The sequence below is a fragment of the Nitratireductor kimnyeongensis genome, from assembly GCF_019891395.1.
Classification (GTDB): domain Bacteria; phylum Pseudomonadota; class Alphaproteobacteria; order Rhizobiales; family Rhizobiaceae; genus Nitratireductor; species Nitratireductor kimnyeongensis.
Map to the genome: position 1 here is coordinate 2,632,319 of NZ_CP078143.1, position 13,713 is coordinate 2,646,031.

The 13,713-nt window shown below is 58.8% G+C and carries 12 protein-coding genes and 1 tRNA gene; 4 read left to right on the forward strand and 9 right to left on the reverse strand.

Annotation, left to right across the window (positions count from 1 at the left end; genetic code table 11):
* The first annotated feature begins 2 nt into the window (after positions 1–2).
* Together KW403_RS12575 and KW403_RS12580 are read left to right on the forward strand one after the other, a co-directional pair.
* Positions 3–779 carry an enoyl-CoA hydratase-related protein gene (locus KW403_RS12575; protein WP_223019819.1) on the forward strand — a complete coding sequence of 259 codons (777 nt, stop codon included), beginning with the start codon at positions 3–5 and terminating at the stop codon, positions 777–779.
* Between the two features lie 3 nt (positions 780–782).
* Complete coding sequence (locus tag KW403_RS12580; RefSeq protein ID WP_223019820.1) at positions 783–1,490, forward strand: enoyl-CoA hydratase/isomerase family protein; 708 nt, start codon at positions 783–785, stop codon at positions 1,488–1,490.
* Between the two features lie 722 nt (positions 1,491–2,212).
* Here the strand turns inward: KW403_RS12580 and KW403_RS12585 are convergent.
* From KW403_RS12585 to fumC, 6 genes are all read right to left on the reverse strand, one after another.
* Positions 2,213–2,289: transfer RNA gene (locus KW403_RS12585), tRNA-Arg, on the reverse strand.
* 140 nt (positions 2,290–2,429) lie between these two features.
* Positions 2,430–3,884, reverse strand: coding sequence for a sensor histidine kinase (locus KW403_RS12590; protein WP_223019821.1), 1,455 nt, complete (start codon positions 3,882–3,884; stop codon positions 2,430–2,432).
* Between the two features lie 59 nt (positions 3,885–3,943).
* Positions 3,944–5,368: a dihydrolipoyl dehydrogenase family protein gene (locus KW403_RS12595; protein WP_223019822.1), complete on the reverse strand. Its 1,425-nt coding sequence runs from the start codon at positions 5,366–5,368 to the stop codon at positions 3,944–3,946.
* Positions 5,369–5,395: 27 nt separating this feature from the next.
* Positions 5,396–6,151, reverse strand: a complete 756-nt coding sequence (locus KW403_RS12600) for a TVP38/TMEM64 family protein (protein ID WP_223019823.1) — start codon at positions 6,149–6,151, stop codon at positions 5,396–5,398.
* 210 nt (positions 6,152–6,361) lie between these two features.
* The gene (locus KW403_RS12605) at positions 6,362–6,745 is read right to left on the reverse strand and encodes a DoxX family protein (RefSeq protein ID WP_223019824.1); all 384 of its coding nucleotides are present in this window, start codon (positions 6,743–6,745) and stop codon (positions 6,362–6,364) included.
* A 175-nt stretch (positions 6,746–6,920) separates the two neighbouring features.
* Positions 6,921–8,312 (reverse strand): class II fumarate hydratase, encoded by a 1,392-nt coding sequence (fumC, locus tag KW403_RS12610; protein WP_223019825.1) that lies wholly within the window; start codon positions 8,310–8,312, stop codon positions 6,921–6,923.
* A gap of 295 nt (positions 8,313–8,607) precedes the next feature.
* Here fumC and KW403_RS12615 point away from each other — a divergent pair, with 295 nt between their 5' ends.
* Positions 8,608–9,672 carry a calcium:cation antiporter gene (locus tag KW403_RS12615; RefSeq protein ID WP_223022550.1) on the forward strand — a complete coding sequence of 355 codons (1,065 nt, stop codon included), beginning with the start codon at positions 8,608–8,610 and terminating at the stop codon, positions 9,670–9,672.
* A gap of 78 nt (positions 9,673–9,750) precedes the next feature.
* Here KW403_RS12615 and groL read toward each other — a convergent pair whose 3' ends face one another.
* From groL to KW403_RS12630, 3 genes are all read right to left on the reverse strand, one after another.
* Positions 9,751–11,394: a chaperonin GroEL gene (groL, locus tag KW403_RS12620; RefSeq protein ID WP_223019826.1), complete on the reverse strand. Its 1,644-nt coding sequence runs from the start codon at positions 11,392–11,394 to the stop codon at positions 9,751–9,753.
* Positions 11,395–11,455: 61 nt separating this feature from the next.
* Positions 11,456–11,752: a co-chaperone GroES gene (gene groES / locus KW403_RS12625; protein ID WP_007009707.1), complete on the reverse strand. Its 297-nt coding sequence runs from the start codon at positions 11,750–11,752 to the stop codon at positions 11,456–11,458.
* Positions 11,753–11,964: 212 nt separating this feature from the next.
* The gene (locus KW403_RS12630) at positions 11,965–12,603 is read right to left on the reverse strand and encodes a DNA-3-methyladenine glycosylase I (protein ID WP_223019827.1); all 639 of its coding nucleotides are present in this window, start codon (positions 12,601–12,603) and stop codon (positions 11,965–11,967) included.
* Positions 12,604–12,874: 271 nt separating this feature from the next.
* Here KW403_RS12630 and KW403_RS12635 point away from each other — a divergent pair, with 271 nt between their 5' ends.
* Entirely contained in the window at positions 12,875–13,696 is an 822-nt protein-coding gene (locus KW403_RS12635; protein WP_223019828.1) for a L,D-transpeptidase, read from the forward strand.
* Positions 13,697–13,713 lie beyond the last annotated feature (17 nt).

Below are 13,713 nucleotides of genomic sequence, written 5' to 3' on the forward strand. Positions count from 1 at the left end.
CGATGGAATATGACAACCATTTCGTGAAGGTGGAGGTCGACCGCAGTGTCGCGTTGATTACGCTTGATCGCCCGAAAGCGAACGCGGTTGATTTGGCGCTCTACGATGAGCTGCGTCGAACCTTCCATCGGCTCGGCAAGGACGATCGGGTGCGTGCGGCAGTCTTTACCGGTGCAGGCAAGGTCTTTTGCGGCGGGAATGATGTGACTGATTTCGTCGACCTCGATTTCGAGGGCGCAACCGAGTATCTCGCGCATGTGCGTCTGACGTTCAATGCCATGTATGATTGCCCTGTCCCAATCGTCGGCGCCATTAACGGTGGCGCTGTCGGAACTGGAATTGTTCTGGCTACGCTGTGTGATGTGCGGATCGCGTCCGAGCGTGCGGTGTTCGCCCTGCCTGAAATCGATGTTGGTGTCCTGGGCGGCGCGCGCCATGTCATGCGTCTTGCCGGGCAGGGCATGACACGAATGATGATGTACACCGGACGCCGGATCGATGCGGAAGAAGCCCTCCACGCCAAAATTGTCGACCGGGTGGTGCCGCATGACGACCTTATGTCCACCGCAATGGAACTGGCGGGCGAAATCGCCGAAAAGAGTCCCCCTGCAATCAGACTGGCCAAGCAGGGACTGAACCGCTGCGAGACGATGTCGCTGAAGGAAGGCTACGAGTTTGAGTGCACACTCACCGCTGCCGTGCGCCAGACCGCTGAAGCCAGCGAGGGCGCTTTGGCGTTTCTCGAAAAGCGCCGTCCGCGGTATGCGGATCGGGGATAGTCCATGTTCGACCTTGAAATGAAGGATCGCGTTGCGCTGGTGCGGCTCAACAATCCGCCCGTCAACGCGGTGTCGTTCGCCCGGTGGGCGCAACTTCCTGCCCTTGTTGAGGAAGTGGAAGCAACCAACGCTCGGGTTCTGGTGCTTTCAGGTCTCCCGCAGCGTCATTTCTGCGGAGGGAACGACTTTCGCGAGTTCGGCAGTCTGACTCCGGAAGAAACCATGATGGGGACCGAACGCGTGCGCGACGCCATGCGTGCCGTGCGCGAAAGCCGAGTACCTGCCATTGCCGCGCTTCACGGCGCGGCGATGGGTAGCGGACTGATGCTCGCAAGCGCTTGCGATATCCGGCTGGCAACACCGGACGCAAAGCTTGGCCTGCCCGAAATCAAGGTCGGCGCTTTCGGGGGATACCGGATCGTGCGCGAAGTGTTGCAGTTCGGCGAGGCGCGGATGATGGCCTTCACCGGCAACACTATCGACGGGAACCGCGCCCATCAGATCGGCCTCGTGCAGGAGCTTTGCCCGGACCCAGAGGCATTGCTGGCGCGGGCGCTTGAGCTGGCTCAAGAAATTGCCGAACGCCTGACTGATAAATTGTCAGCCGGCATGAAACCGACACTGAACGACGAAGACGCAGCCGACCTGTGGACAGGCTATGACTTGGAACGGGCCTATTCATCTCGTGTGATGGGTGTGGCAGGCCGCTAACATCCATTGCATCGATGCGCGCGGGGGGTCTTTGCGAGCGCTTCAAGCGACGGCAGCCGCACGTCTTTTCGAAAGACGGACGCGACACCCCGATTCATTTGTATTCGGTGACCCGCTCCAAAGGCAGCAGAAAACCGTGGCGTCATGCCATCCGGCAACCGAGTGAATCATCAACTTTCTTTAAGGACGTACCGCCAAAGGGCGGATCGAGAACGAAGGCCTCGGCATCGTCAACCCATGCTTGGCAGGCTATGACCGCTGAAACCTGCGGGTAAGGCGCGCGCGCCTCGCTGTTGCAAAATTCGATCGCGGATTGCCTATGATCACATCCACGTCCGCAAGTCGTGCCGTCAGCGCATCATCCTTGAACAGGTCTGTGTTCTCGATCTTCCGGCCACGTGTTTCCTCCGTTCTCCGACACATAGCGGACGACCACCTGATTGGGGGGCTCATAAAGCCGACTCAAATGCGAAGGCGCTGACTGCGCAGCCCGCAAGTTTTGATAAGCAGGTTTAGCAGTTCCCGGAACGCATTCTTGATACCGCTGTACCAAGCGTCATCTTGAATGTTTGGGATTCTCAGCCTTTGGAAGATAAGAAAGCGATGCAAAAAGGTCGCGTTTAATGGCCGCCTGGAACACTCACGCGAAAAAGGTTCTAGAACGGCAAATCTTCCTATGCCCTTCAAGGTCTTAGGTAGCATACTGGGTGATAAAAAAGAGATGGCGCGCCCGAAAGGATTCGAACCTCTGACCCCCAGATTCGTAGTCTGGTGCTCTATCCAGCTGAGCTACGGGCGCGTGGTCGCTTGAGCGACCGTCGAAGCGGACATCGCTGCCGCCGACCGCGGTTACCTAGCGAGTGCGGCGCGGAATTGCAAGCGCTATTGACGGAATTTTCTCGATATCTGCACAGGCCGTCCTGCGACGGTGCCAATGCTTCAGGCCGGTGGGGGCGCTTCGGGGATGCTGATGGCAAAAAGCGTATGCCCCCCAATGCTTTCGACCAGGTCCAACGCGCCGCCATGCGCGCGAACGAGTTCCTGTGCGATAGCCAGTCCAAGCCCTGTTCCGCCGCTCTTGGCAGAACCGCGAAAGGGAGCGAAAAGGTTCTCACGTGCCTTCTGCGGCAAGCCCGGCCCCGTGTCGCCGACATATATGCGTGCTGCGCCATCCGAGCGCTCGGCGGAGATCGTCAGGCGCTTGACCACGGATGGGTCGTTGTCACCGACCATCGCCTGAACGGCATTCCTGCACAGGTTGGAAAGCACGCGAAATAGATGCTCAGAATCAGCGCTGATCTCGAAATCCGGAGCCACCACGTTGGCGAATTCGATCCGGCTTTCGGCGTCAAGAGGCAAGATGTTACGCACCTCTTCGACCAGCGCATGCAGGCGCAGCCGACGGCGACTGGGCGGCGCCTCCTGTGTACGGCCGTAATTGAGCACACCCTCTGAATAGGTCACGGCGCGGTCGAGTGTGCGCAACAGGCGAGGGGTGAGGGTTTTCACGGCCGGATCGTCAATCGTGCTCAACCGGTCGGAGATAAGATGCGCTGAAGCCAACATGTTTCGCATGTCATGATTGATCTTGGAGACTGCGAGCCCGAGATCTGCCAGGCGCCTTTGCTCACCCAGCGTTTTCTGCAGAGCTGTCTGCATGCGCGCGAGCTCACGCTCGGCGACGCCGATTTCATCGCCGCGCACCTCGGGCGAAATGACCCTGCGCGGATCATCAGGCGTGGCGGCGAAAGCCAGCATGGACTGTGTCATGTCGCGGATCGGGCGGATCATGATCCTGTTGATGGCGTAAAAGACCAGTGTCGCGGTAAAGAGTGAGATGATCAGCGAGAGAAACGCGACATTGCGTGCATAGATCAGCATCGCGTTTCTGAGGCCTGTATCGGGTATCAGAATTTCAAAAATCTTGCCTGTATCGCCCACCGTTCCAAAAATGCGAAAAACGCGATCGCCTCCGAAAAACAGCGTGGAGAAGGTTTGGGCGATGGCTGCGGGTGGCGTAATTGCGTCGAGATCGATGTGCTGGTCAACCTCCGGGGGCATGTCAGTGACGACCAAAATCCGCGAGACATCCGCATCGCGTACAGCAATGGCCTTCACACCGGTTGCCATCAAGAGTTCGTCACGAATATCGGGCGCAAGGGTGTCATCCTCGCCTTCCATGAGAATGATGCTGACGGCGGCCGCATTCGCAAGGCGCTGTTGCATCCATTGCATTCCGAAATTGGCCACGGAGGGAATGAAGATCAGCACTTCGGCGATCATCACAAAAAGCACGGTCAGGACCAGAAGCTTGGTCGAAAGACCGCGCGTCAGCGGAACGGAGCCCGTCTCATGCGCATGTTCGCTGATGTCGCCCGCTATTTTCTCTGCCATCGCTCAGCGTCTTCCGGGGCCGCTTCCGGCTGTTGTTCTCACGCAGCCCAAAGCATGCATTAGCCGAAACGGCGCAGAAACCGCACCACCGCGCGGACCAGAGGCTTGCGTGTCGTCTCCGTGAAATACGTGATCGCGGCCCGTTTGCCAATCTCGGTCATGGTCGGGTAGGGCGCTACATATCCGGCAATATCCCGCACGCCGAGTTTCCTGGAGATCGCGAGCGACCAGAAATTGATCATCTCGCCCGCATTGGCGCCCACGATGGATGCACCGAGAATGCGCCCTTTGCGATCGGTGACAAGTTTGATCAGACCCTCTGTCTTGCGCTCGGCCTGAGCGCGATCGTTTTCCGAGTAAGGCCAGCGCAAACTGCTAATCTTACGGTGGCTTTTGCGCGCCTCTTCCTCTGTCAGTCCCACGTGAGCGATTTCGGGATCTGTGTAGGTGGCCCAGGGAATGATGGCCCGATTCTCCCGCGCAGGGAGGCGAAAGAGGAGGGCGCGGATGACCAATCCGGCATGGTAACCGGCTACATGAGTAAACTGGAGACCACCCGCCACGTCGCCAATCGCGTAGACACGGCGGTTGCTGGTGCGCAGCTTGCTGGAAACCTTGATGCCGCGCCGATCATGCTCGATTCCGGCTCGCTCGAGCTTCAGCGACGCGGTATTGGCAGAGCGGCCTGCGGCAATCAGAAGGTGGGAACCGTCAATGCTGCGGGTCCCGTCTGCATCTTCGACATAGATACGCACGGCAGAGCGGCCACGCTTCTCCACCTGGGTTACCTTCGTGTGCTCCAGCACGTTGACGCCTTCGGAGCGGATGTTTCGCAAGGCCAGCGCAGTGAGTTCGGGGTCATCCTTGCCCAGCGCGGTCAGCGCTTCCACGACGGTCACCTGAGAGCCGAGGCGACGGTGCGCCTGCGCCAGTTCCATGCCGATGGGGCCGCCGCCGACAACGATGAGATGTGTGGGCTTGCGGGCCAAGGAGAAAATCGTCTCATTGGTTAGGAACGGAACATCCTCAAGACCAGGAATGGGCGGCACGAGCGGCGAAGACCCTGTCGCAATGACGAAGCGACGCGCGCGGATCTCGTGATCGCCGGCGATGATCGTGCGATGATCCTTGAACCACGCTTCTTCCTGGATGACTTGAACACCAAGGGCGGTGAAGCGTTCAACGGAATCGTTGGGAGCTATCGCAGCGATGGTCGCTTCAACATGGTTCATCACCTTGCGGTAATTGACCTCCGCTTCGACCGGGGCGATGCCGAAGGCAGCGCCACTCTCCATCAAATGGGCCTGCTTACCGGCGGCGATGAGGGCCTTGGAGGGTACACACCCGTAATTGAGGCAATCGCCACCCATCTTGCCGCGCTCGACCAGGACGACGGGAACACCAAAGGCAGCAGCGGCGGCTGCGACGCTCAAGCCGCCGGAGCCGGCTCCTATCACGCAGATATCGGGAGTGAGAAGTGTCATGCAGGCAATCTCTTGGTTGTTCAAAAATCAGGAGCCGGGCTTGCGGCGCAATTTCTTAATGGCGACCGGCACCACCGCCACCAGTGCCAGAGCTCCAAAGGCGAGGGTGAGTTGTGGTGTCACCAGATCGCCCAGCGTCACCTCCCGTCCGGCTTCAGCGGCGGAAACCAGAACGCTGTCCAGCCCGTGGCCCAGATAAGCATAGGCAAAGGTCCCCGGTAAAATGCCCAGAAAGGTGGCGGATGCATAGATTCGCAATGGTACATTGAACAGGGCTGGAGCGATATTCACCACCCAGAATGGAAAGATGGGGGCTAGCCGCAGCACAAGAAGATAATTGAAAGCGTCCTCTTCGAAGCCCTTGGCCATACGAGAGACGCGTTCGCTGATCTTGTTCGCCAAGACACCCGACAGCGCGCCCCGCGCGGCCAGAAAAACTGCGGAAGCGCCCACAGTGGCGGCGACCGCCACAAGCACACCGCCGAGAAACCATCCGAACAGAAAGCCCGCAAACAGCGTCAATATGGATGCAGCAGGGAATGAAAAGGCAACGGCCATCGCGTACAGAACGGCGAAGCCTAGCGGGGCAATAAACGGGTTTTCTGCGACGACGCCCCGCAAGACTTCACGGCTTCCGGAAAGAAACTCAAGCGATAGATACTCGTGCAGTCCGAGCGCATAACCTCCGGCCAGGCCGGCAAGCATGATGAGCAGTGGGAGAAAGCGCTTCAGAGGCGCACGCGTTGTGCTCTCGTGACTACTATTGTCGGTCGTTTCTAACATTTTCGTCTTTCGGTATCTCCGCCGCCGGAGAAGCTGTTTTGTGCGGCCATAGGGTGTACATGCGTGCTGATATCCGCCCGCGCAACGAAAGATACGCCACCTCACTGCCATTTGAGGCGGCCCCCCAATGATATCACCGATCTGTGAAGGGCAGTGAAAACGAAAAAAGCCCGCTCGAAAGCGGGCTTTTCGCAGGGCTGTTCTGGGGGGTCAGACTTTGGCTCGATCCACAGAAAGCGCACCCGGACCGAAAGCGGCAAGCACCAGAAGGCCACCGGCCATCGAGAGATTTTTCATGAACATGATGCTCTGCATCTGATCTGCGAAATCAAAATGAGCGATAACGCCGGAAAAGACGCTGAACAGCGCAAGAAGGATGGCCGCGATGCGCGTCTGAAATCCGGCAACGATGGCAAGTCCTCCAACCAGTTCAAGCAGCGCGACGACCCACGCGGTGATCATCGGCATCGGCAAGCCCATGCTGCCGAAATAACCTGCTGTACCACCGATGTTGGTGATCTTTCCGAAACCGGAGACGATGAAGATGACCGCAATCAGAATCCGGCCGATAAGAACGAGTGCACTCTGGGACATTGCTGGGGTTTCCTGTGAGAGTTGAACGACTTCGTCAGGGTTATACGTCAGCGGATTGTGCAGAAAAACTAGCCCACCGGTTACAATGTGTTCTCAAAATGGAAGACAATAAGCTGGAAATGGCGGTCTGAAGCCGGGCTGACTTCAGACCGTTATGATTTATGAGGCTTGGTGATCAGGCCGGGGCGATCATTTTTTCCGGGCGCACAAGCTTGGCATAGTCCTCTTCGGAGACGAGACCGCTTCTGAGCGCTTCCTCGCGCAGCGTGGTGCCGTTCTTGTGAGCAGCCTTTGCGATCGCTGCCGCATTGTCATAACCGATCGCTGGCGCGAGCGCCGTGACTAGCATGAGCGAGCGCTGCATGAGGTCGGCGATGCGGGTTTCGTCCGCCTCGATGCCCTTCACACAATTGTCGGCGAAGGAGCGCATCGCATCGGTCAGAATGCGGATCGACTGCAGGACAGCATTGGCGACAACCGGCTTGAACACGTTGAGCTCGAAATGGCCCTGGCTGGCGGCGATGCTGACAGTCGTCTGGTTGCCCATCACCTGGGTGGCAACCATGGTCAGCGCCTCAGCCTGCGTCGGATTCACCTTGCCGGGCATGATGGAAGAACCCGGCTCGTTTTCCGGCAGCTTCAGCTCTCCGAGGCCTGAACGCGGCCCGGAGCCCAGGAAGCGAATGTCGTTGGCGATCTTGAAGAGATCGGCAGCAAGCGCGTTCAGCATTCCATGGAAGGCGTTCAGCGCGCCGTGGCTCGCAAGCGCCTCGAACTTGTTTTCGGCGGTACGGAAGGGGAGGCCGGTAATGGTTGCGACCTTCGCTGCGAACGCCTTGTCAAAACCGACCGGCGCATTCAGGCCCGTGCCCACTGCTGTGCCGCCCTGTGCCAGCGCATAGACATCGTTCAGGCTTTCCTCGATGCGCCTGGCGCCCAGTTTGAGTGCTGCCACATAGCCGGAAAATTCCTGTCCCAGCGTAAGCGGGGTGGCATCCTGCGTGTGGGTGCGGCCGATCTTGACGATACCGTCAAACGCCTGGGCTTTCTCTTCCAGCGCCTCGGTCAGATATTGCAGCGCCGGCAAGAGCTCTTCGGCCGCCTCGCGGCCGGCGGCGATGTGCATGGCGGTGGGGAAAGTGTCGTTGGAGGATTGCCCCATATTGACGTGATCATTGGGGTGGACCGGCTTCTTGGAACCCATTTCGCCGCCCAGGATCTCGATGGCCCGGTTGGAGATCACTTCATTGGTGTTCATGTTGGACTGGGTTCCGGAACCGGTTTGCCAGACGGACAGCGGGAAATGGTCGTCGAGCTTTCCGGCAACGACTTCCTTGGCCGCCTCGATCATGGCCTCGCCAACCTTGCGGTCCAGCTTGCCGTTTTCGAGGTTTGCCTCTGCGGCAGCCTGCTTGACGATGCCGAGCGCCCGCACCAGGGGAACGGGCATCTTCTCCGTGCCGATCTTGAAGTTGCCCAGTGACCGCTGCGTCTGTGCGCCCCAGTAGCGGTCGGCGGCAACCTCCAGAGGGCCGAATGTATCTGTCTCGGTGCGGGTCTTGGACATGCGATCGTGCTCCATTGTCATTTCGCGCGTCGGGCAGTGGGTGCGGCTAGAGTGGACTTGCTTCTTCTACCCGAAAAGTGCTGCCGTTTAATGGCGTGGGCGAGGGCATTTGGCAATAGGCCGCGCCTCGTGGGCGTTGACTGCGCGCGCGGATCAAAAACTGTTCGTTGCACTCGTTTTCGGCATTGAACTATCACAAGTGATATGGATCGCCATCTGGTGTCGGATCACCATTTGACGGCAACGGTCTTTTGAGGGGGTAAGCGTGTTCAACGGCTTGGCGAATGCACGAGAGATGCGGATCTCAGGCCCCCCCTTTGCCGCGGCAGTGTTGATCGCAGCAGAGCGTTTCGGTCTGGTACAAGAAGCCGGCATGGCCTTTTCCGCGCTGGCCGGTTTCTTCCTCGTAGCGTCCGTTTTTTCATCGGTGCATTTTGCCGAGGTGATATCGGTTCGCATTGGCCAGCCCTTCGGCTCGGTGCTGCTCGCAATTGCCGTCACCGTGATCGAAGCCTCGCTCATCATATCAATGATGCTGTCACCATCGGATGGAGACCCGACGGTGGCGCGCGACACTGTGTTCTCCACCGTGATGTTGGTGCTGAACGCCGTTGTCGGTCTTTGCCTCCTCGCAGGGGGGCTTCGGCATCACCAGCAGTCGTTCCAGAGCCAGGGGGCTGTCGCCGCCTTCAGTGTGCTGGGAACGCTCGCGACGCTGACATTGATTCTGCCTAACTTTACCCTTGCTGTTGAGGGGCCGTATTATTCCACCGTGCAACTGATCTTCGTGACGGTCGTCTCGCTGTTGCTCTACGGGTTGTTCCTTTTTGTCCAGACTGTGCGTCACCGGGGGGACTTTATGGACATTGCGGCGGCAGACGCAGCCATCCCCCAGAAACCCGGCGGCGGAGAAACTGCACGGGCCGGCCTGATGCTGGCCATCTCCCTGCTGATGGTCATTCTTCTCGCCGAGGCACTGGCTCCCGCCATTGAGGAGGGAGTGTTGGCTCTCGGGCTGGCGGAGTCTTTCGTCGGGCTGATCATCGCAGCCGTAGTGCTGCTGCCGGAGGGGATGACAGCGCTGCGCGCGGCGTCCTCGAACCGCCTTCAAACGAGCATGAATGTCGCAACCGGTTCGGCACTTGCCAGTATCGGTCTCTCGATTCCGACCATCGCGATTGCCTCGCTCATCCTTGGTGAGCCGGTCACGCTTGGGCTCGATCCGGAGCATATCGTTCTTCTGGTGCTGTCGCTTTTCGTCGGCATGCTTACCCTGGCCACCGGTCGTACCACAATCATGCAGGGCGCTATCCATCTCGTGGTGTTTGCCTGTTTTTTGCTTCTGGCCGCGGTTCCATGACCAGGCTCGAAATCGACGCATGAAAAAAGGGCGCTCCCGAAAGGAGCGCCCTTCATATTCAAGCGATATGTGGCTGGCTTAGAAGCCCATGCCACCCATGCCGCCCATACCACCCATGTCGGGAGCAGCAGCCGGAGCGTCCTTCTTGGGAAGCTCCGCAACCATTGCCTCGGTGGTGACGAGCAGGCCGGCAACCGAAGCGGCATCCTGCAGCGCGGTGCGGACAACCTTCATCGGATCGACGATACCCATGGAGATCATGTCGCCATATTCACCGGTCTGGGCGTTGTAGCCGAAGGTGACACCCTCGTTCTCGAGGATCTTGCCGGCAACGATGGAAGCCTCGGCGCCAGCATTCGTGGCGATCTGGCGAACCGGAGCCTGAACGGCGCGGCGAATGATGTTGATGCCGGCGTCCTGGTCGGCATTGTCACCCTTTGCCTTGATCTGTGCGGAAGCACGCAGCAGAGCGGTGCCGCCACCAGGCACGATGCCTTCTTCAACAGCAGCGCGGGTTGCATTGAGCGCGTCGTCGACGCGGTCCTTGCGCTCCTTCACTTCCACTTCGGTGGAGCCACCGACGCGGATCACGGCAACGCCGCCGGCGAGCTTTGCAAGACGCTCCTGCAGCTTCTCGCGATCGTAATCGGAAGAGGTCTCTTCGATCTGCTGCTTGATCTGGGCAACGCGGCCTTCGATCTCGGACTTCTGGCCTGCACCGTCGACGATGGTGGTGTTCTCCTTGGAGATCGCAACCTTCTTCGCACGGCCCAGCATGTCGAGCGTGACGTTCTCGAGCTTGATGCCGAGGTCTTCGGAGATAACCTGACCGCCAGTGAGGATCGCGATGTCTTCGAGCATGGCCTTGCGGCGGTCGCCGAAGCCCGGAGCCTTGACGGCAGCGATCTTCAGACCACCGCGGAGCTTGTTGACGACGAGCGTGGCCAGAGCCTCGCCTTCCACGTCCTCGGCAATGATGAGGAGCGGCTTGGAGGACTGAACGACCGATTCCAGAACCGGCAGCATGGCCTGCAGGTTGGAGAGCTTCTTCTCGTGGAGCAGGATGTATGCATCCTCGAGCTCGGCAACCATCTTCTCCGGGTTCGTCACGAAGTACGGGGAGAGGTAGCCGCGGTCGAACTGCATGCCCTCGACCACTTCAAGCTCGGTCTCGGCGGTCTTGGCTTCCTCGACGGTGATGACACCCTCGTTGCCGACCTTCTGCATGGCCTCGGCGATCATCTCGCCGATTTCCGTCTCACCGTTTGCGGAGATCGTGCCGACCTGGGCAACCTCTGCAGAAGTGTTGATCTTCTTGGTGGAGGAGGAAAGGTACTCGACCACGTCGGCGACAGCCTTGTCGATGCCGCGCTTCAGGTCCATCGGGTTCATGCCGGCAGCAACTGCTTTTGCGCCTTCCTGAACGATGGCCTGGGCCAGAACCGTGGCGGTGGTGGTGCCGTCACCAGCGATGTCGTTGGTCTTGGAAGCGACCTCGCGCACCATCTGTGCGCCCATGTTCTCGAACTTGTCCTCAAGCTCGATTTCCTTGGCAACGGTCACGCCGTCCTTGGTGATGCGCGGTGCGCCGAAGGACTTGTCGATGACGACGTTGCGGCCTTTCGGGCCGAGGGTCACCTTCACCGCATCGGCGAGGATGTTTACGCCACGCAGCATGCGCTCACGCGCGTCGCGGGAGAATTTTACGTCTTTTGCAGCCATATTTCTCTAGCTCCTGAGCTTCTTGAGAAACTCTGTTACCGTTTTGATGGGAGGGCGTGGATCAGCCGATGACGCCCATGATGTCGGATTCCTTCATGATCAGGAGATCCTCACCATTGAGCTTGACTTCGGTGCCCGACCATTTGCCGAAAAGCACGCGGTCGCCAGCCTTGACGTCCAGCGGGACGAGCTTGCCTGCCTCGTCGCGTGCGCCGGAACCGACAGCTACGATTTCGCCTTCCTGCGGCTTCTCCTTGGCGGTGTCGGGAATGATGATGCCACCTGCCGTCTTTTCTTCAGACTCGACCCGGCGGACGACCACACGGTCATGAAGCGGGCGAAAGTTCGTGTTGGCCATGTTCTCTGAACCCTTGATTCGGATGATGAATTAGGCTTTTCCTCCGTCCGGCGGATGCCGGACTTGGCGTTAGCACTCCCTCGAGGAGAGTGCTAACGCGGTTTTGAGATAGTAAGCGCCGATTTCGGAGTCAAGATTTTCGTTCAGGACGAATTGCAAAAAAGTTCGAGCTGCTCCGGGCAGAATCATGACATTCCAGCCGACATTCTGTCTCAGACAGGGCGTTTGAAGGCTTTGCGCTTTTCTTCCAGCGGTGCGCGGCAGAAACAGCCCTCGATGTGATCGTTGACCAGACCCATGGCCTGCATGAAGGCATAGATGGTTGTGGGACCGACAAAGGACCAGCCTCGTTTTTTCAGATCCTTGGATATGCGCGTTGACATTTCGGTCTTGGGATTTGCCACAAGCGCTTGGTACGTGACTGGATCGGGCCGTTCATTTGGTTGCGGTTCGTGACGCCAGAAATAGCGGGCGAGGGAGCCCTCCTGCTCGCACAATTCGATGGCGCGTTGAGCATTGTTGATCGTGGAGCGGATCTTGCCACCGTGGCGAACGATACCCGCATTTTGTAGGAGGCGGTCAACATCCGTTTCGGTAAAGCGCGAGACGCGCTCGAAGTCGAAACCGTCAAAAGCCTCGCGGAAATTCTCCCGCTTGCGCAGAATCGTCAGCCAGGAAAGTCCCGATTGAAAGCCTTCCAGGCAGATTTTCTCGAAAAGCCGGTGGTCATCGGAAACCGGGTGCCCCCACTCATTGTCATGATATTCGAGATAGTCCGGAAGGGTGCCGGGCCAGAAGCAGCGGGTCTGGCCATCTGCGCCGACGATCAGTCCGGTTTTTTCTTCGCTCATAAGTCCAAACTTTCTTGGTTAATGTGAAATCAGCCGAGTTTAGCGATATGTTCACCAGCTTTTTGAACGCGTCGGTAACCACGACAAATGGTTTTTATGAAACATGGCATTTTACCAATGCTGATTCACCATTCGGTTGCAGCTTCGAGTCAGCATCCTGACACGGACAGGCGCATAGGTTGCGTTTGCCCTTCGCCGCCACCGATCTCGATTCGATCTCGAGAACGTTTGGTCTGTTTGATCTGTGACGAATGGTAGAGAGAAGTTTATCATGAAGTCGATGTTGTTTGCGGCCGGCGTTGTCACCGCGCTGCTTTTTTCCTGGGGGGCGCAGGCCCAGGATCGATATGTGGAGCCGCCACCGGTTCTCGTCAGTCCTGACCTATCAGCCCCTTGGGTGATGCAGTTGCGCCGCGAACCGGTGTTGGCGCAACATCGCACCGCGCAGTCTACGGAATACCAGGCATACCAGCGCGCCCGCAACGCACGCGAACGCAACAGCGCCCGTCGGGATTATCGACCGCGACACCAAATGCCTCCCCGACCCACGCCACAGGCAGAACCTGTGCAGAGGGTGTCGTTCGTACCACGTGCGCGCGAGCCATTCCCCTTAAATGAACGTTCCTGGCGGATGAGCGATCCAAAATGGCTGCCGCAGGTCGTTGACTACGACACCGATCAGGCTCCCGGGACGATTGTCGTCGATACGGGCCAGCGCTTCCTCTACCTCGTCATGAAGGGAGGAAAGGCAAAGCGCTATGGTGTCGGCGTCGGTAAAGAAGGTTTCGGCTGGAGCGGAGAGGAAAAGATCACCAACAAGCGGAAATGGCCAGCCTGGCATCCGCCTGAGGAAATGATCGAGCGCGAGAAAGCGAAAGGCCGCATCCTGCCGGTAAAGATGGAGGGTGGCCCGGCCAATCCTCTAGGTGCGCGCGCTCTTTATCTTGGATCCACACTTTATCGCATCCACGGCACCAATGCACCCTGGACCATCGGCCGCGCGGTGTCTTCCGGTTGCATCCGGATGCGCAATGAGGATGTGGTTGATCTCTATAACCGCATCCCGGTCGGCACCAAAGTGGTGGTGAAATGACCGGATAAGCGGGGATG

Bases quoted from the DNA above. Each gene is read 5' to 3' on its own strand.
- KW403_RS12575 (WP_223019819.1), top strand. From the start codon at position 3: ATGGAATATGACAACCATTTCGTGAAGGTGGAGGTCGACCGCAGTGTC.
- KW403_RS12580 (WP_223019820.1), top strand. From the start codon at position 783: ATGTTCGACCTTGAAATGAAGGATCGCGTTGCGCTGGTGCGGCTCAAC.
- KW403_RS12590 (WP_223019821.1), bottom strand. From the start codon at position 3,884: ATGGCAGAGAAAATAGCGGGCGACATCAGCGAACATGCGCATGAGACG.
- KW403_RS12595 (WP_223019822.1), bottom strand. From the start codon at position 5,368: ATGACACTTCTCACTCCCGATATCTGCGTGATAGGAGCCGGCTCCGGC.
- KW403_RS12600 (WP_223019823.1), bottom strand. From the start codon at position 6,151: ATGTTAGAAACGACCGACAATAGTAGTCACGAGAGCACAACGCGTGCG.
- KW403_RS12605 (WP_223019824.1), bottom strand. From the start codon at position 6,745: ATGTCCCAGAGTGCACTCGTTCTTATCGGCCGGATTCTGATTGCGGTC.
- fumC (WP_223019825.1), bottom strand. From the start codon at position 8,312: ATGTCCAAGACCCGCACCGAGACAGATACATTCGGCCCTCTGGAGGTT.
- KW403_RS12615 (WP_223022550.1), top strand. From the start codon at position 8,608: ATGCGGATCTCAGGCCCCCCCTTTGCCGCGGCAGTGTTGATCGCAGCA.
- groL (WP_223019826.1), bottom strand. From the start codon at position 11,394: ATGGCTGCAAAAGACGTAAAATTCTCCCGCGACGCGCGTGAGCGCATG.
- groES (WP_007009707.1), bottom strand. From the start codon at position 11,752: ATGGCCAACACGAACTTTCGCCCGCTTCATGACCGTGTGGTCGTCCGC.
- KW403_RS12630 (WP_223019827.1), bottom strand. From the start codon at position 12,603: ATGAGCGAAGAAAAAACCGGACTGATCGTCGGCGCAGATGGCCAGACC.
- KW403_RS12635 (WP_223019828.1), top strand. From the start codon at position 12,875: ATGAAGTCGATGTTGTTTGCGGCCGGCGTTGTCACCGCGCTGCTTTTT.